The 18,531-nt window shown below is 71.6% G+C and carries 7 protein-coding genes and 1 pseudogene; 4 read left to right on the top strand and 4 right to left on the bottom strand.

Features of this window, described 5'->3' with window-relative positions:
* Positions 1–143 precede the first annotated feature (143 nt).
* Positions 144–506 carry a hypothetical protein gene (locus tag ACFWIS_RS07125; RefSeq protein WP_380451494.1) on the bottom strand — a complete coding sequence of 121 codons (363 nt, stop codon included), beginning with the start codon at positions 504–506 and terminating at the stop codon, positions 144–146.
* A 141-nt stretch (positions 507–647) separates the two neighbouring features.
* Here ACFWIS_RS07125 and ACFWIS_RS07130 point away from each other — a divergent pair, with 141 nt between their 5' ends.
* Entirely contained in the window at positions 648–1,343 is a 696-nt protein-coding gene (locus tag ACFWIS_RS07130; RefSeq protein WP_380451496.1) for a DUF4331 family protein, read from the top strand.
* Between the two features lie 254 nt (positions 1,344–1,597).
* Here the strand turns inward: ACFWIS_RS07130 and ACFWIS_RS07135 are convergent, their stop codons facing one another.
* The 3 genes from ACFWIS_RS07135 to ACFWIS_RS07145 all read right to left on the bottom strand — a co-directional run bounded on the left by ACFWIS_RS07135 (position 1,598) and on the right by ACFWIS_RS07145 (position 14,181).
* Complete coding sequence (locus tag ACFWIS_RS07135; protein WP_380451498.1) at positions 1,598–1,945, bottom strand: hypothetical protein; 348 nt, start codon at positions 1,943–1,945, stop codon at positions 1,598–1,600.
* A gap of 98 nt (positions 1,946–2,043) precedes the next feature.
* Entirely contained in the window at positions 2,044–10,626 is an 8,583-nt protein-coding gene (locus ACFWIS_RS07140; protein WP_380451500.1) for a ricin-type beta-trefoil lectin domain protein, read from the bottom strand.
* A 261-nt stretch (positions 10,627–10,887) separates the two neighbouring features.
* Complete coding sequence (locus ACFWIS_RS07145; protein ID WP_380451502.1) at positions 10,888–14,181, bottom strand: EAL domain-containing protein; 3,294 nt, start codon at positions 14,179–14,181, stop codon at positions 10,888–10,890.
* A 255-nt stretch (positions 14,182–14,436) separates the two neighbouring features.
* Between ACFWIS_RS07145 and ACFWIS_RS07150 the strand changes: the two are divergent.
* From ACFWIS_RS07150 to ACFWIS_RS07160, 3 genes and pseudogenes are all read left to right on the top strand, one after another.
* A pseudogene (locus ACFWIS_RS07150) lies at positions 14,437–14,571 on the top strand (MbtH family NRPS accessory protein); the annotation flags it as partial.
* 96 nt (positions 14,572–14,667) lie between these two features.
* Complete coding sequence (locus ACFWIS_RS07155) at positions 14,668–17,760, top strand: amino acid adenylation domain-containing protein (protein ID WP_380451651.1); 3,093 nt, start codon at positions 14,668–14,670, stop codon at positions 17,758–17,760.
* Entirely contained in the window at positions 17,757–18,518 is a 762-nt protein-coding gene (locus tag ACFWIS_RS07160) for a leucyl/phenylalanyl-tRNA--protein transferase (protein ID WP_380451504.1), read from the top strand. The genes ACFWIS_RS07155 and ACFWIS_RS07160 overlap by 4 nt, the downstream gene beginning before the upstream one ends.
* Positions 18,519–18,531: the final 13 nt, after the last annotated feature.

Below are 18,531 nucleotides of genomic sequence, written 5' to 3' on the forward strand. Positions count from 1 at the left end.
CCCCTCTCTGCCCCCGGGCCTACCACCCCCGGGCTTCGGCGGCCACTGGCGTGAAATTCCCCGGAGGGGTACGACGCCCCGCCCCCCTCCCCACTCCTGGCGTTCCGCTTGTTCCGCTTGTCCCGTGCGCGCCGGGGGTCCGGTCAGTTGAAGACCAGGACGTCGGTGCGCATCGGCAGCGAGCTGCCCCAGTCGATGTTGATCTTGAAGGTGACGATCCCGTTGCCCGGGGCGATGCTCGACACCTGGAAGGCGGCGGCGCCGACGAACCGGTGCCCGTTGGAGTCGATCTCGGAGGCGGTGATGACGACGGTCGAGTCGATCCCGATGACGTTCCACTGGAGCTGGAGGTTGAAGATCCCGTGCGACGGGGTCCAGGTCCACCAGGCCCGGTACACGGAGCCGACGTTGCCGCCGATCGCCGCGAGGTCCTGGCCGTGGCCGGTGGGCTCGGAGTAGTCCGCGATCTGCGGGATCTCGGAGGCGGAGGATTCGGCTGCGGTCATGGCGTCACTCCTTGCGCCGGGAGAGCCCCACGAGCTCTCCGATGCTCCAAGTGTCGGTCCGTGTGCATACCGTAGGCAATCACTCGTGCGAGTGAACAGCGGCGCTTCCCCGGCGTGTCAGCGCCCGTTCCGTCTGCCCGCGTGCGCCGGTCCACCGGCTCCGCCGCCCAGAAGCACGAACCGGCCGGCGACGTGCTCTTCTCCGCCGCCCCGGTGGCCTTCGGCGACGCGCCCGACGTGATCGGGGCCAACGGCTACAAGCTCTCCGTCGGCCTGCGCGGCGACCCCTTCTTCGCCGACCTCGAAGGCATCGTCAACGACTTCACCTGGACCGGCAAGGACGCGATGGCCGGCGCCGACGTCTTCGGCATCGCCCTCGAAGTCCCGGACGCCGACCTCGGCCCGGACCCGGCCATCGGCCTCTGGGGCCGGGGGAGCCTGCGCCAGGACGGCCAACTGACCTCCGTCGACCGGGGCGCCCACCCGTCTCTCGCCGCCTACTTCAACACCGAGGAGGTCAAGGACGCGTACAACGCGGGCGAGCCCGCCGACGACTGGGACACCTGCCGCGAGCCCTGGACGGCCGTCCTCCAGCACGCCGGCGACTGCACCGCCGAGGCCGCCACCGAGGCCCTCACGCTCGTCCTCCCCGACATCCTCCGCTACGACCGCTCCCGTCCGGCCGGCTACCCCAACGGTCGCACCCTCGTCGACGGCGTGACCTCCGCCCGGCTCACCGTGGTCTCCGGCGGCAAGATCACCAGCGACCGCACCGGCCCCCACACCGACCTGCTCCCGACCCTCTCGCACCTGGGGCACCCGCACCCGGTCAAGTAGCCCCCCGAGGCCCGGTTGACCGGCCCGCCGCGAGCCCCGCAGCGGGTCGACCGCCGGTCGGCGTCCGGCCCGGGCCGCCGTCCGCGGAAACGGCCGAGCGGCGGTCAAGTCTCCTTGACCGCCGCCCACGTCAGCCGCCGCTACTACCCGGGCAGGCTGCGCTGATGCTCCCGGTCGGTGTCGAAGTACCGTTCCACGTAAGCAGAATCCTTGGAAGTCTCTTCAACGCTCCGTACCGGCATGGCCGGTCAGGCTCAGTCGCCGGTGAATCCGATCCGCAGGTCGGGATCGTTCTGGCACCTGCGTCCCCACGCCAGAAGCAGTTCCAGAACGGTCCGCTCCTCTGGCTCCAGAGAGTTGAAGCTCACTGCTTCGAGTTCATTCACGAGACGTCGAACGGACTCGCCCTGGAGCTTATGGTCCCTGTACGGGTCCAGGCTTGCGAGGGTCGGAAGCCGGTCCCGGCCAAGGCGCTTGACCGCGGAGTACAACTCGCCGTCTTCGACGTGGCGTTCTACCGCTCCGAGTGGCGAGGGTGGGCCGGCGACCCGCTTGGTCCTGGCGGTTGGCTTCACTCGGCGTAGCTCGATGACGAAACCCATGCGGTTCCTTTCGCGGAGGGGCCGGACAGGGGGAGCCCGGCGCTGGATGACACCGCCGCCCGTAACGGTGAAGCTCCGGGCGGCGGTGTGAATAAGTGTTATGGAATTCCCTTGCCTCCGATCCTGACCGGGTAGGCCGTCACCACCTTGCGCCCTCGAACAACGACCTTGATGGCCGTCGCCGTTCGGCCATTGCGGTCGACTCCGATCTTCCTGTTGAAGTCGTAGATGTGGACGTGGCCGCCCCGTGCGTCGTTCGGGGCACGCTTACCCTGCTTGACCGCCGTTTTGACCATCTTCCGGATGCTGTACGCGCTGTTGTTCCGGAACTTGCTCTTGTCACCCGCTGCAGCCATCGCTCGATGGCCCGAGCGGATGTGATGCATGTCGATGCCCTTGATGTGGCCGCTGCAGTTGTGGACGAGGCTGTCGCTCTCCTCACCCGTGGCGACCGAGAACGTGTGCACATTTCCGACGTTGAGGTTGTAGACCGTCTGGTCGGGCACATCGCCGAGGTCGGCTGCGTGCGTTACGGGTTTGAGCTGCCCCGAGGACGTACGCAGCAGATCGCCCGGCTGCACATTCTCCGCTGAGACCCAGCCGCGCCCCGCAACCCAGAAAGGGTGGTTGGCCGTGGCAACGACCGGTGTCGCCAGGGAGTTCATGTCGGTGTCAACGGCAATGAGATGCCGGACACCGTACCCGACAATGACGTCGAGAACGGGCTGCGCGGAGATGGTGCCGGTATCCGGATCTGTGGCAGAGACGAAGTCACCGACCTGGATCTCCGAGATGGGGAGGTAGCTTCCGTCCGCCATCAGGACCGGCGTGTCGGATGCGAAGGAATTCCCGATCGGGCACGCAACGGGTTCCGTTCGCCGGAACACCGCCCTGGCCGCTGAGGCGACCTTTCCTGACCGGGCCGCGACCCTCGTCGTGGTGGCTGCGGCCGCGACGGCCTTGACCACTGGACCGGCCCCGACCGTGGCCGCGACCGCCGTGACGGCCATCTCCGCCGCCTTCTCCCAGTTGCCGGTGGCAGCGTAGGAGACCGCTGAGACGGTCGCTGCGACGGCGCCGATGGGTCCGGGAATGTAGGAGGCGACCTCGGCGACCTTGGCGACGACCTCCACCGTCTTCTTCAGCCACTTGGGCATGCCCCAGTTGCCGTCGAGGTCGGTGCAGTTGATCGGGTCGCCGGTGCAGTAGTCGTACGGACTGGCATTGCCGCCGGGGACCGGATCGACCTGGAGGAAGCGGCCGAGGGCCGGGCTGTAGAGGCGGGCACCCATGAGGATGTCGCCGTCCTGTGCCTCGGCAGAGCGCAGCTTGCCGCCCAGCCAGCCGTAGCGGACGTTGGCCTGACCGTCTTGGGGGATGCCGAACTCGTCGAAGTCCAGTACCACCGGCTTCGTCAGTGCAGTGTCGCTAGTGATGACTACTGAGCCGAACAGGTTGGTCAGTTGGAGCTGGACGTCACCGGTCTTGCTGGTGGTGGCGACCAGATCGGTGTCCGGACCTGTGACGTTGCGAGTCAGATTGCCCTGGGTGGTGTCCTCGACGGTCCACCGAACATGATCGGAGTCGTCGCCGTAGTGGTTCAGCTTCGACGTCGCATTGGCCCAGGTGCCGTCGGCCTGCTTCTTGCTGGTGGTGAACGCGGTCAGGCGGTGGGCGGCGTCAACGGCCCACTCCTGCCTGGTGTCCCCCTTCTCCTGGGCGGCGACGCGGTCGTTGGCCCAGTAGGTATTGGTCGCTCCCGTCGCGGTCTTCACCGTGCGCCCGAAGGCGTCGTGGACGAAGCCCGGGTCGGTGAGCCGATCGGCGCTGTCGTAGGTGTGGCTCTCCGTCGTCGCCCCGGCCGTGCTGCATTCGCCAGCCGCCCCACGCGGGGAGGCCTGCTTGGACAGACGGTTGGAGTGGGCGTCGAAGGCGTACTGCCGGGTGACGCAGCCAGCGGCGACCGTGGTCTGCTCGGCCTTCACCAGCCGGCCGAGCCGGTCGTACTGGTAGGACCGGGTGGCGGTGGAGCTGGTGTCCTTGGCCACCTGGCCCTGGGTGGAGATGTCGGTGGTCTGGGCCCAGACCACTGTGTTGTCGGAACTGCGGGTGTAGCTGCGGCTGGTGGCCTCGCCTACCGCGTTGAAGGTGTCCTTGCGGACGATCCCGCCGGGGTAGGTCTGCTCGACGAGCTGGCCGTCCGGACCGTATTTCGCGGTGAACTCGCCCGCGACGCTGTCGTTGATCGAGGTGACCAGCCCACGCGGCTCCTTGGCACGATCGTACGTGTAGGTGGTGGCCCCGGTCGGGTCGCTCACCTTGGTGGGCTTGCCATACCGGTCGAACTCCGTCGTGGTGGTGGCACCGTCGGAATCCGTGTAGGAGATCAGCCGGCCGAGGGAGTCCATCACCCTGGTGAGGGACTTTCCGTCCGCGGTGGACTTCACCGCATCACCGGTCAACGGGTCGTACTCAACGGTGACCTTGGGCAGCGGCTTTCCGTCGTCCGACGTGATCTCGGTCGAGACGATGCGGTCCCGCCCGTCATAGGAGGTGACGGTCTTGCGGGACTTGCCTGCGTTGGTCTCGGTCGTTTCCTCCGCTTCACCGAACGCCGAGTAGCGGGTGACCCGCTTGACCGGCAACGTGGTGGTCATCCGCGAGCTGTCGGCCCCCGTCACTGAACCGCCAGGCAGTGTGGCACACGGCATACCCGCCCATTCGGGACGGTTGGAGCAGGTGGTGTCGTCGGTGTTGGCCCCAGCCGTGTAGAAGACGGACCTGACTGCTCCGGCGTCGTTTCCGTTCGAGCCGGGCTTGCGCGATTCGAGCGCTCGTCCGGAGGCGTCGAACTTGACGTACGACGTCAGCTTGGCGCCCAGAGCGTCGGTGGTCACAGAGGTCGCCTTGCGCAGACCCCACCCGGGGGTCCCGCCGATCGGCGCGTCGAAGCCGTGCTTGGTGACCCGCACTTCCACGTCGTCGGCGTAGCCGTCGATGCGGGCGCCGTCGGTGGCGGTGGTGACCAGGTGGTAGGCCTGGCCGTCGGGCTTCCCTTCGTCGTAGGTGTTGGTGTTGTGGTCCCGGGCCACGACCGAAGTACCGGCCGGGAGCGTCGGGTTGACGGCGGCCTTGGTCAGGACGACGGTGTCGAGGCCCGTGTGGAACCGCTCGCCGCCGCTGGCCGTGTTGGTGTCGACCACGGTGACCTTCAGCTCGTGGTCGCCACGGGCCAGCTTCACCGCCTTGCCGGCCGTGTACGGGGCCACCACGGCATTCGCGCTGTAGGTGTCGATCCGCTCACCGACGGGGTCGCCGTCGACGGCGAACTGGATGACGCCGTGGTCGCTGTTCTTGGTCAGCTGGCCGGAGAGGATGTACTCGCCCTCTTCCGGGACGCTGACCCGCATGCTGTCGAACGCGCCGGCCGTGGTGCCGCGGATGCCCAGGTGGGCGCCACCGGACCAGGTCAGGCCGCAGCAGTCGCTGTCGACCTGGACCTTGGCGTTGGTGCCCAGCTGTGGCAGCTTCTCGGCCTCCGAGGTCACGGTGACCGGGGTGGTCTGGCCCTTGACCTCCTCGGCGAGCGAAGCACGGTAGGCCGGGCCCAGCGTGTCGAGGACGTCGATGCCGTCGGCCGAGTACGTCGTCCGGGAGTCCAGCAGTCGGGCCCGCGATGCGGGGTCCTTCGGCAGGTTCAGCTCGGCGGCGAACTTGTCGGCATCGGGGTGCTTGTCGAGCGCGATCGAGCGGTTGGTCGCCGAGAGGGAACGCACGACGTGGCCGTAGCGGTCGTACTCGGACGTGCTGATGTCACCTTCAGGGGTGACGGACGGGACGGCGGTGTTGACCTCGTTGCCGGAGGCGTTGAGGTAGTGGACGGTGGCCGGCTTGTAGCCGTCCGGGCCGGGCTTGGCGGCCGTGGCCGTGTTGACGGCGGGGGCGTCCTCCGGGCCGAACACCGCGGTGGCGTCCGTCGGTGCGTCGGTCTGCGCCCACTTGAGCGCTTCGTTGCCCGAGAGGTCGTACGGTCCGCCTTCGGCACGGGTCAGCGGCACCTCGTACACGACGTTGGTCGTGTTCTCGCCGATGACCTGGTCCTTGCTGCCCGGCGCGAGGGTGTTGCGCCGGACCTTCAGCAGACGGCCCGGGTCCTGGTCGGTCGCGGCCTTGCCGTAGTCGAAGTTCCACGGCTGCTCACCGGCGGCAGCGATCCGGGTGACCCGGCCGGTGTCGTCGTAGCCGTAGGAGATCTTCAGCGGCGTGGCGAGACGCGGGTCCCACACCTGGACCAGGCGGCCGCGGTCGTCGTAGGCGTAGTGCGCGACCTCGACGGCCTCCTGCTTGGAGGTGGTGGGGTTCCACGACCAGACCTTGACACCCCGGACCCGGTCCAGGTAGTCACCCGGGGTCGAAGCGGTCGCCGTCGTCGCCTTGGCGTAGTCGTACTCCATCACCTCGCAGCCGCGCGGCAGCGGGTCGACGGTGCAGCCGTTGGCGTCGTCGACGCCCGGCTCGACCGCCGGGATGACGCGCTTGGCCAGCGAGCGGCCGTCGGTGGTGTCGTACTGGTAGCGGGTGGTCGACGCGGCGTCGGGCCCCGTCTCGCTGACCACCTGGTAGATGCTGGATCCGGCCTGGCGGGCGAAGACGGTCTTCGAGCCGTCCAGCTCGGTCAGCTCGTAGGTGGTGCCGGCGGTCTGGAGGTCCCAGATCTGGTTGGGGCCGGCCCAGCAGACCCAGATCGAGGCGCCCTTGTCGGCGTCCAGGCACTGGCCCGAGTGGCGGTTGGTCACCGTGTTGTCGGGCCGGACCTCCCACTGCTGGTTGTCACCGCCGTTGCAGCCCCACAGGGTGAGCGGGGTGCCGTTGGCGACCTGGCCCCACGGGTTGTCCAGGCAGTAGCCCAGCAGCCGCAGGCTGAGGTCGTCGCCGCGGGTCCACTGCTGGTTGGCGGCGCCGGTGCAGGCGGCCGGCTGCAGCCGGGCACCGTTGCCGGCGGCGCCGTTCGGCACCTCCAGGCACTGACCGGTGGTGGACAGCACGATCGCGCCGGACTTGGCCGGGACGGCCTTGAGGCTCAGGGACTCGGCGCCGGGCTCGGGGAAGAACGTTCCGTCGGTGCCCTTGGCGAAGGTCAGCGAGGTGTCGTCGTTGCCCTTGATCTCGACCAGGTCGGACTGGGGGAACGACAGCGAACGGTAGTCACCGCCGGTTCCGGCGTCCGGGCCGCCGGCCCACTGGGGGCCGAAGGGGGCGACGATCTCCTTCAGCGACAGGTCGTCGAAGAAGACCTCCTTGCCGCTGCCCGCCGCGTTGCCGTTGTAGAGGCGGAACCAGGCCTCGGTGGCGTCGGCCGGGACGGCCATGTCGACGGTCAGCTGCTGCCAGCCGTCGGTGAAGGAGGCCCTGGGCGAGGCGGTCTCGCCGTAGCCGGCCGGGGTGCGGTAGACGCCGACCATCCGCAGGCCGCGGTTGGGCAGCGGGTTGTCCAGGCCGGTGGCGCCGGGGACGTAGACCCAGCCGGTGAGCCGGTAGGTGCGGCCGGGCTTCATGCCCTGGCCCAGGGTGTACTCGGGGCCGAGTGCGGCGTAGGAGTCCCAGCCGGAGGCGGCCGGGCTGATCAGCAGCGAGTCGGTCGAGCTGTCGTGGCCGCGCGCCGTGGAGCGCGTGACGGTGGCCTGACCGGGGGTGAAGCCCGCGGTGTCGGTGCCGATCTGGCGCTGGTTGACGCTCAGCCGCTCGCCCTGGGGCTGCCAGCCGCGACCGAGGTCGCGCGAGGAGGTGGCGCGCTTGACCGACATGCCGAACTCGTCGGCGTCGGTGACGTCGGTCGAGTAGTCGCCGGTGAGCAGGTTGACCGAGCCGGGGCCGATGCCCGTGCTCGCCGCGCCGTCGGCGTTGCGGTCGACCGTCATGGTGTTCCAGACGGTGGTGTAGCCGTTGCCGGAGCCGTCCTCGGGGAACAGCACGGCCCGGACCTGGACGACACCGCCGACCTGGCCGAGGGTGTCCAGCACGTTCCAGTTGGCGTGCGGGCCGAGGTCCGCGAGACGCGGCTTGTCCTCGGCGACCGGGGTGTTGTCCGCCTTGGTGAGGTTGGCGCGCGGGACGGAGTACTCGGTGGCGCCGGGGCCGCGGCGGTACTGGTAGACGACCCGCTTGAACTGGGTCTGCGCGTCGACGGAGAGCTTGACGCGCTTGGCGGCCTGGGTGCCGTTGACCGGCGAGCTGATGCCGGCCTGGCCGACGTGGAAGGTGTACGTCGCGGGCGGGGACAGGTTGCCCGCACGGTCCTTGGACTGCACGCTGAGAACGCGCCGGCCCTCGGTGGTCGGCGTGATCGACGTGGTCAGGGCGCCGGTCGCGGTGACCGTGACCGGGGTGCCGCCGTCCAGGGTGTAGACGTAGGCCGCGGTGTCGTCGGTGCCCGGGGCGGGCGAGAAGGTGAACGAGCCCGCCTGGTTGGCGGTGCCGTGCCAGAGGCCGTCCGCCGGGTAGTCGGCCGAACTCACGAACGGCGTACCGGGCTTGACGGTGTCGGCGATGACGTTGGTGCCGACCCAGCCGGAGCGGGACTTGCCGTCGTCGAGCATGGCCCAGATCGAGTACTGCACGCCCTCGTCCAGCTTGGCGATGCCGTAGTCGGAGGGACGGACGGTCGCGATCGCGCCGTTCGGGGTGTCCCGGACGATGCTGCCGAGGAAGGTGCCGCCGCGCCACAGGTCCAGGTAGACCTTCAGCGGGTCACCGTCGGGGTCGGCCGCCTGCACCTGGAAGCGCGGATTCGCGTCCGAGGTGTACCGGGGATTGCCCTGCTGCGAGGGCAGCACCTCGACGGTCGCCGGCGTGGCCGGGACGGTGTTGTACGTGATCGAGACGAACGGCGGCCAGTAGCCCTCGGCGGAGCTGAAGCGCTTCCAGGACAGGCTGCTGGACTCGTCGGCCGCCTTGAGGGCGAAGCCGTAGTCGCCGTAGCCGAAGCCGGCGAAGTACCGGATCATCTCGGTGACGTCGGCCTTGGCCCAGAACGTGCCGTCCGGGGCGTAGCAGTCGTGGTTGTCACCGTCGCCCGCCACGTCGTACGTGTCGTTCGAGGTGGCCCACTTGCGCTCCATGGCGGGCTGGTTGCCCCAGCGGGTCCACCCGGTCGCGCCGCCGGCGTTCCAGACCTCCCACTGCTTCGGGGTGCACGAGGCGGAGTGGTAGTTGGCGAGGTTGAGCGTGGCGCCCAGGATCTGCTTGCCGTTGAACGGGCCGCCCGGGACGGTCAGGAACGACCGGGCCACGACCTTGCCGTCGTAGCTGCCCAGCTTGAGGTCGGTCGACGCGGAGGCGTCGATGTTCTCGTTGGTCTGGACGTAGGTGTCGAAGGTCGTGCCGACGTCCACCACCGGGTCGATGGTGACCGGGAACTTGGTCTTCGGGTCGGCGAGGAACGCCGCGTCCGGGGTGAACACCAGCTCGGTGTCGGCGCCCTGGCCGCGCAGCTCCATCGTCACCGGGCCGCGGTTCAGGTGCTCCTGGGAGGCCTGGTCGACGGCGGCGTCCCACATGACGGGGGCCGGGATCCGGACGACGGTCTTGCCGTTCGGCTTGTCGAGCAGCTGGATCGAACCGTCCTGCTGCGGGGCGGCGGTGAGGCCGGTGGTGTCGAGCGGGATCGTTACGGTGCCGGTCTGGGCGACGGCGGCGCGGTCCCTGACGATCAGGAACTGCTCGAAGCCGGTCCGGGTGGCCTCCAGGACCAGGTCGACGCCCGGGCGGGCGTTGACGTAAGTGGCCTTGTTGCCTTCCAGCTTGGGCTTGGGCAGCTTGCCGAGCCAGCCGAACGTGACCTGCTGATCGCCGGCGCCGATCTTGACCAGCTCGCGCTCGGCGGGCTTCGGGTCAGCGGGCTTGGGGTCGGTCGGCTTGGGGTCGGTCGGTTTCGGGTCGGCGGCCGGGGCCGGGGCCGCGGCGGCGCGGGCGCCGGCGCGGGAGGCCCGGGTCGCCTCGGCCGACGGTGAGGCGGATGCCGACGCCGAGCTGCCCGCTGACGGCGTGGCGGCGGGGGTGGTGGGCGTACCGGTGGTCGGCGTGCCGGTCGTGGTCGGCGCACTGCTCGGCGCGGCCGTCGTGGGTGCGGCCGTAGCAGCCGCCGTGGCTGTGGCCGTAGCAGCGGGCGTCGGAGCGCCGCTGGGCGCCGTCGTCGCCCCGGCGCTCGGCAGGCTGTCGCCCACCGTCACCGCGGCGTCGCCGCCCTCGAAGACCACCCCGCCCGGGTGGGCCTTCGGTGCGACCTTGCCGTCCGGCGTCTGCACCAGGGTGGTGTCGACGGGCACCCAGGCCTCGCCGACCTTCATCCGGATCGGCCCGGTGGACCGGTCGGAGGTGAGGGTGCCGTCCGGGTTGGCCCACAGGGTGGTGAACTCGGTGCGCGCGCCGGTGACTTCGATCCGCCGCTTCTGCAGCCGGGCCGAGAGCAGGGCGGACGCCTCGTCGGGCGCCTCGGTGGCCGGGGCGGCCGGGGGCGCGGGTGGCGTGGGAGCGGCGACGGCGGGGGCCGCCGTGATGGCGTCCACCGCGACACCGGTCTGCACCAGCAGACCGAGCGTCAGGATCGCGGCTATTCGCCGGCTCCTGCGCGTGGAGAAGGCCCCGTCCGTGGAACCGGACGAGGCCTGAGACCGTCGTGACATCAAGACTCTCTCAAGAGACTGCCATTGTTGGTAAAGGCTTCTGAAAAGCCGAACGACAATCTCTCATTCCCAGCAGACTCCCAGTGACCAGCCAGGATGAAGATTTCGTAACGGATCACTCACCCAGGGTGCTCATTGATGATGGTTTGTCGAGAAAAAGGGGGGAATGGCTGGGTCGGAGCGGGGGGCCTCGGCGCTACCTGAGTGATTGTTATTTGCCGGTACTTTTCCGGCCCATTGCCTTGCCGACCCGGTTTCTGGTTACGCCGGCTCGTACGTCGTCCGGCGGACCAGGGCGCGGGCCTGGGGGCCGTCCATCGGGTGGGCGAAGAGGTAGCCCTGGCCCAGGTGGCAGCCCATGGCGGCGAGCAGGTCGCGCTGGTCGGGGTGTTCGATGCCCTCGGCGATGACCTGGACGCCGAGGGTGTCGGCGATCCGGGTGATGCCCTCGACCAGGGCGTACTGCTGTTGGGAGAGGCCGAGGCCGTCGATGAAGGACTTGTCGATCTTCAGCAGGGAGATGGGGAACTCCCGCAGGTACGACAGTGAGGAGTAGCCGGTGCCGAAGTCGTCGATGGCGAGGCCGATGCCGAGGTCGCCGAGGGTGGCCATGTCGGCGCGCAGGCGGTCGTCGCGGCGCATCAGGACGGATTCGGTGAGTTCCAGGACGAGGGTGCGCGGGTCGATGCCGGAGGTGTCCAGGGCGTGGCGCACCACGTCGACGAAGCCGGCGTCGCGGAACTGGCGGGCGGAGACGTTGACGTTGACCCGCAGCGGGGGGCGGCCGGTGGCGGTACGGGCGGCGGAGCTGGCGGCGTGCCAGGCGGCGGCCTCCTCGGCGGCGCGTTCCAGGACCCAGGCGCCGAGCGGGACGATCTGGCCGCTCTCCTCGGCGAGCGAGATGAACTCGTCGGGGAGCACCATGCCGCGCCGGTCGTGGGGCCAGCGGACGAGGGCTTCGAAGGCGACCAGGTCGCCGGTGCGCAGGTCGACGATCGGCTGGTAGTACAGCTGGAAGGCCGATTCGGCGATGGCGGAGTCCAGGTTCTCGTTCATCTCGTGCCGCTCGACCATCCCGGTCTGCAGGGCCGGCCGGTAGTGGCACCACTGGCGGCGGCCGGCCGCCTTCGCCGAGTAGAGCGCGAGGTCGGCGTGGGCGAGCAGTTCGGTGGAGTCCACGCTGTCCTCGGTGGTCGCGACGCCGATGCTGGCGCTGACCCGGACGGCGCCCGCGCTGAGCTTGAACGGTTCGGCGAACACCGAGAGCACACCGGCCGCGATGGTGTCCACGTCGGCGGGGCAGTAGGCGTCCTCGACCAGGACGGCGAACTCGTCGCCGCCGAGCCGGGCGGCGGTGTCGGAGCTTCGCAGCGCGGTGGAGATCCGCAGCGAGACGGCGACCAGCAGTTCGTCGCCGACCGCGTGGCCCTGGGTGTCGTTGACCACCTTGAAGTCGTCCAGGTCGATGAACAGCACTCCGGTGACGGCCCCGCTGCGCTCGCCGCGGGAGAGCGCGTGGCCGACCCGGTCCTGGAACAGCACCCGGTTGGCGAGGCCGGTCAGCGAGTCGTGGAAGGCCCGGTGGGTCAGTTCGCGCTCCATCTGGCGCTGCTCGGTGACGTCGCGCAGGGTGAGCACCAGGCCGCCGACCGTCGGGTCGTCGCGCAGGTCGGTGTAGCGGACCTCGGCCTCGATCGGGGTGTGGTCCAGGCGCAGCAGCCGCCAGTGCTCGCGCGGCTGGTCGCCGCGGGGCGGCTCGCCGGCGTCGCGCATCCGGGCCAGCGCCTTGCCGACCTCCCGGCTGTCCTCGGGCGGGACGAGGTCGGTCAGCAGGGTGCCGTCCAGACTTGGGTGGCCGAGCACCCGCTGGGCGGAGGAGGAGGCGTAGCGGATGCCGTCGTCGGCGTCGAGGATCAGGATGACGTCGCTGGCGTTCTGCACCAGGGTGCGGAAGTACAGCTCGCTGTTGCGCCGGGTGACCTCCTGGCTCAGCACCACGCGTTCCACGGCCAGCGCCGCCTGGGCGGCCAGGATCTCCAGCGAGCCCCAGAGGCTGGTGAGTTCCTGCTCGGTGCCGGTGACGACGAGCGAGCCGATCAGCGGGTCGCCGGAGGGGCGTTCGGCCAGCATGAGCGGGCAGACCAGGGCGGCGGGCATGCCGCCGAGCTGGTCGGGCAGGTCGACGGAGCCGGCGGGCAGCAGCCGGGTCTCGCGGTGGGCGGCGAGGCCGGCGAGGACCTCGTCCTCCTGCAGGGTGGGGCGGTGCGGAGCGGGGCGGTGCGGGGAGGCGCCTCCGGGGCCGCTGAGGCTCTTGGCCGGCTCCTGGGCCGAGCCCCCGCCGTCCGTACGGTCGGTGGGGCGGTGCGGGGAGGCGCCTCCGGGGCCGCTGAGGCTCTTGGCCGGCTCCTGGGCCGAGCCCCCGCCGTCCGTGCGGTCGCCGGCCCGCCGGACGTGCAGCACCCCGGACTCCGCCACCGCCAGCAGGGCGACGTGCCCGCGCTCGGCCGGCATCAGGGTGGAGGCGGCGGCCTGGACGGCGTCCGCGACCTCCGCCACCGTGACGGCCGCGGTCAGCCGGGCGCCCGCCTGGCGCAGGGCCCGTTCCCGGGCCACCGCCTGCCGGCGGGCGACCACGACGACGGCCAGCCGGGCCAGCACCAGCAGGTACAGCAGGGCGGAGAAGGCGCCGATCACACCGGCGTTGCTGGTGCTCCCGTCCAGCGAATCGATGATCAGCATGCCGGGCGCGATCAGCGAGGCGAGGGTCAGCAGGACGAGCCGGCCGGCCGAGAGGTCGGGCTGCTGGGTGGGGACGGGTCTGGTCAGTTCGACCATCGAGGGGTGCAGCGCGGCCGCACCCCAGGCGGTGTAGAACGCGGCCCAGCCGAGTTCCACGCCGGTGCCGATCCGCCAGTGCCCGTGCAGCTGGATCAGCCCGTAGAGGATGTCGGAGGTGAGCAGGCCGAGGGCGCCGACGGTGAGCAGTTGCAGCGAGCGGGAGTTGCCGCCGCGCGGGGTCAACAGCCGTAGCAGCAGGGCGAGGACGACCACGTCGCCGAGCGGGTAGGCGATCGAGACGGCCTTCTGCACCCAGGTGAGGTCCGGGTTCCGCGCGTACGGGAGGATCAGGTAGATCCAGGCGAGCAGTGCCAGGCCGAGCGTGATGATCAGGGCGTCCAGCAGCCCGGCGCGGTCCTGGCGGGCGGTGCGCCAGCGGATGAAGCCGAGCAGCCCGGCCGCGTACAGCAGGAACTCGGCGAGGTAGAAGCCGTCGGCGACGGACGGGAACGGGTTGTTCAGGTGCAGGATGTCGAGTTGCAGGGCCTGCACCGCCTCGCCGGTGGTGAAGCTGAGGTTGGCGAGCGCCAGCAGGTACCAGAACAGCGGGTGACGGGGTCGGTTGAGCCGGACGCCGACCACGACGGCGGCGACGCCGCCCAGGCCCATGCCCGTCCACCAGATGATCCGGAGGCCGGGGTCGGCGAAGTAGATGCCGGTGAACAGCACCATCCAGAGCAGGTAACAGACCATCAGGCGTTGTCGCCGGCGAGTCAACGAGGCTACCTCCTCCGCGGCACCACCCCGCCGGTCGGGCGGGGGAGTTCGGGCGAGGGCGGAACTGGCGTACGGGCCCCGCGGCCGGTTCGGCCCACGGGAGAGTGACGTCCGGCGGTCCGTGCGACGGACGTTGTCGATGTCCCCTGAGTGCGTATAGTCGGAAATGTCGCACCTCCCAGCATTCTGCCGCTTCAGCACGAGGTCAAGCCGGTGGACGACGCAGCCGACAGCGCACTGGGCGCACGCACGGATGTGAACTCCGGGCGTCACGCCGTGGTAGCCAACGACGACGGTCAGTACGGGCTCTGGCCCGTGGAGCCCGGGGACCTGCCATTGCCCGCCGGGTGGCGGCAAGTTTACGGGCCGGCCGGGCGGGCCCGGTGCCGGGCCTGGGTGGAGCGGAACGCGTCCGCCCCGGCAGGGGGGTCCGGCCGCGCCGGGTTCGCCCGCGCGGGGTATGCCCGCGCCGGGTTCGCGGAGACCGTGCACGGGCTGTTCCGGGCCCGGGCCGCTCACGACCCGACGGCGATCGCGGTGGTGGGGGAGGAGGCCACGCTGAGCTACCGCGAACTGGACGCGCGCAGCGACCGGCTGGCCGCCGAACTGCGGGCCCGGGGGGTGGGGCCGGAGCAGGTGGTGCCGGTCTGCCTGGGGCGCGGGGTGGAGCTGGTGGTGGCCTGGCTGGGGGTGCTCAAGGCGGGCGGGGCGTTCCTGCCACTGGATCCGGCGCATCCGGAGCGGCGGCTCGCGGGGCTGGTGGCGGACAGCGGGGCGCGGGTGGCGGTGACGGACGGTCGCGGGTTCGACGGGGTGGAGCGGGTGGCACCGGACGTCGACGGAGCGGCGCCGGACGTCGCCGGAGCGGCACCGGACGTCGACGGAGCGGCGCCGCCGGTGCCGGACGAAGCCGCCACGCCCGGTGAAGCCGCTGCGCCCGACGAAGCCGCCACGCCCGACGACCTCGCCTACCTGATCTACACCTCCGGCACCACCGGCCGCCCCAAGGGCGTCCCGGTCACGCACCGTTCGCTGGTGTTCACCCTCGACCGGGTCATCCACGCCTACCGCCTCGCTCCCGGCGAGCGGGTGCTCCAGCTGGCCGCGCTCGGTGCCGACACCGCGCTGGAGCAGGTGTTCTCGGCGCTGCTCGCCGGGGCGACGGTGGTGCTCGGCGGCCGCGACACCTGGGCGCCCACCGAGTTGGTCCACCGGCTGCCCCGGCTCGGCCTGGCCGTCGCCGACTTCACGCCCGCCTACTGGCACCACGTGCTGGACCTGCTGCCGCCCGGCGGCCCGGCCCCGGACGGGCTGCGGCTGGTGGTGGTCGGCGGGGACGTGGTGCACGCCGACGACTGCCGGGCCTGCGCGGACCGGCTGCCGGGCGTGCGGCTGCTCAACGCGTACGGGGTGACCGAGGCCGCCGTCACCTCCCTGCACGGCGAGGTCACCCCGGAGCTGCTGGACTCCCCGACCGCGCCGGTGCCGATCGGGCGGCCGCTGCCGGGGGTGCGGGTGCACGTGCTGGACGAGCGGCTGCGACCGGTGCGGCCCGGCGAGCGGGGCGAGATCCACCTCGGCGGGCCCGGCCTCGCCCGCGGTTACTGGCGGCAGGCCGGGCTCACCGCCGAATCGTTCCGGCCCGATCCGTACGCGTCGCTGCCCGGCGAGCGGATGTACCGCACCGGGGACGCCGGGCGCTGGCGGACGGACGGGCAGTTGGAGATCCTCGGGCGCCTCGACGACCAGGTGAAGGTGCGCGGGCACCGGGTCGACCCGGCCGAAGTGGAGGCGGTGCTGGCCGCCCACCCGGCGGTGCGGCAGGCCCGGGTCGCGGCCGACGGCAGCGCGCCGGACGGCAGCCGGGTGCTCACCGCGTACTACACGCTCGGCGACCGGGCGGTGCCCCCCGAGGGGCTGCGGGGGTTCCTCGCGGAGCGGCTTCCGGAGTACCTCGTCCCGGCGGAGTTCGTGCCCCTGGAGGCCATGCCGCTCACGGCGGCGGGGAAGATCGACCGGCGCTCGCTGCCGCACGCCCCGGTCCGGACGGCGGGCCCGGCCTCTGCCCCGGCCGCCGTTGCTGCCGCCGCCCCGGCCGCCGCTCCCGCCACTGCCGGACCGAGCGCCGTGGAGGCCGCCGTCGGCCACCTCTGGGCGGAGCTGCTCGGCGCCGAACTCGTCGGTCCCGAGGACGACTTCTTCGCCCTCGGCGGCACCTCGCTGCTCGCCATGGAGATGCTCGCCCGGGCCCGAATGATGTTCGGCCTGGACGTCGGCCACGTCCGCACCCTCACCCGGGCGCTGCTGCGCTCGCCCGTCCTGCGCGACTTCACCGCCGCCCTGCAGGCCGCCCGGGCCGGCGCCGCCCCGGGGGAGGCCGCCGTCGACTGGTACGCCGAGGCCCGACTCACCGAACCCGTCGGCCAGTCCTGGAGCCCGGCGCCGTCCCGGGCCGAGCCCGCCGAGATCCTGCTCACCGGCGCCACCGGCTTCTGCGGCGCCCACCTGCTGCACGTGCTGCTCGCCACCACCCGGGCGCGGATCCACTGCCTGGTCCGCGCGCCGGACGAGGAACACGCGCTGGAACGGCTACGCGCCACCCAACAGCGTTTCCTGCGGCACGACTTGGCGGACCACCGGGTGGTGCCGCTGGTCGGGGACCTCGCCGCCGAGCGGCTCGGGCTGGCGGAGCGCCGCTTCGACTGGCTGGCCGGGCACCTGGACGCGGTCTACCACCTCGGCGGGCTGGTCAACTTCCTCTACCCGTACCACCAGTTGCGCGCGCCCAACGTCGGCGGCACCCGGGAGCTGATCCGGCTCGCCGGGCACAGCCGGGGCGTGCCCGTGCACTACCTTTCCACCCTCGCCGTGCTGGCCGGGTTCGGCGCGGCCGGTGTCCGGGAGGTCACCGAACGCACCCCGCTCGCCCACCCCGAGCGGCTCGGCGTCGGCTACGTGGAGAGCAAGTGGGTCGCCGAGCAGCTGCTGCACAACGCGGCGGCGGGTGGGCTGCCGGTGACCGTGCTGCGCACCAACGACGTCACCGGGGACCTCGCGGCCGGGGTGATGAACACCGGGACCGAACTCTGCGCACTGATCAAGTACGTGGCGGACAGCGGCAGTTACCCGGACGCCCAGCTGCCGCTGGACTTCGTTCCCGCCGACCGGTTCGCCCGCGCGGTCGCCCACATCGCCGCGCACGCACCCGCCGACGGCGAGGTCTACCACCTCACCTCGCCGGATCCGGCCGGGCTCCCCGAGCTGGCCGACCGGCTCCGGGCGCGCGGCCACCGGATCGACCGACTCCCGTACCAGGACTGGGTGCGGCGGCTGGTCCGGTTCGCCGCCGGGCACCCGAACCACCCGATCACGCCGTTCGTCCCACTGTTCGTCGACCGGGCGCCCGGATCCGAACTGTCCATCAGCGAGCTGTACTTCCAGTCGGTGTTCCCGCGTTTCGACCGGCTCAACGCGGAGGCGGCGCTGGACGGCAGCGGGGTCGAACTGCCCGCCGTGGACGGCGCCCTGCTGGACCACTACCTGGCCCGGCTGGCCGACGAAGGGTTCCTGCGACCGTGACCGCGACGGTCTTCGACGCGCTGGACCTCCGACTCGCCCCCGCCGGCGGCCCGGTGGCCTTCGGCGGAACGCTCGGACCGGAGGAGCTGCTGGCGGCCTACCGGCGCGGGCTGTTCCCGCTGCCCGCGGCCGACGAGTACGCGGGTGCCTACAACGAGGCGCTGTACGGGGATGCGGCGGAGGCGGGGGAGGTGGCCCTGCTGCCGGGCGGGGCGGACCCGTACGCGCTGGCCTGGTGGTCGCCGGACCCGCGCCCGGTGCTGCGGCCCGGCGCGGTCCGGCTGCCCCGTCGGCTCGCCCGGCGGCTGCGGGGTGCGGTCGAGTGGTGGACGACCGCGGACCAGGCCTTCGGCGAGGTCCTCACGGCCTGTGCCGATGGGCGCCAACCAGCTTGGCTCACCGAAGAGTTGAGGGAAGCACTGGTCGAGCTGAATGCGCGGGGAGCGGCCCACAGTGTCGAGGTGTGGGAGGACGGGGAGCTGATCGGCGGGGTCTTCGGGGTGGCCGTCGGGCCGGTGCTGAGCCTGGACTCGATGTTCCACCGGCGGCCGGACGCCGCCCGGGTCGCCGTCGCCGACCTCGGGGCCCGGTTCGGCACCGCGGGCGGGCGGCTGCTCGACGCCCAGTGGGACGGGCCGTACGTGCGCAGCCTCGGCGCGGTGTCGATGGAGCGCTCCCGCTACCTCGGCGAGCTCTCGGCGGCGGTGACGACGGACCCGCTGCCGGGCGACCGGCTGTCCGTGGCACGGCTATGCTGACCTGGGCCTTTCG

The organism is Kitasatospora sp. NPDC127060, from assembly GCF_042724935.1.
Classification (GTDB): domain Bacteria; phylum Actinomycetota; class Actinomycetes; order Streptomycetales; family Streptomycetaceae; genus Kitasatospora.

What these genes read in the sequence shown, in the direction of transcription:
- ACFWIS_RS07125 (WP_380451494.1), bottom strand. Translation starts at nt 506, where the DNA reads ATGACCGCAGCCGAATCCTCCGCCTCCGAGATCCCGCAGATCGCGGAC.
- ACFWIS_RS07140 (WP_380451500.1), bottom strand. Translation starts at nt 10,626, where the DNA reads ATGTCACGACGGTCTCAGGCCTCGTCCGGTTCCACGGACGGGGCCTTC.
- ACFWIS_RS07135 (WP_380451498.1), bottom strand. Translation starts at nt 1,945, where the DNA reads ATGGGTTTCGTCATCGAGCTACGCCGAGTGAAGCCAACCGCCAGGACC.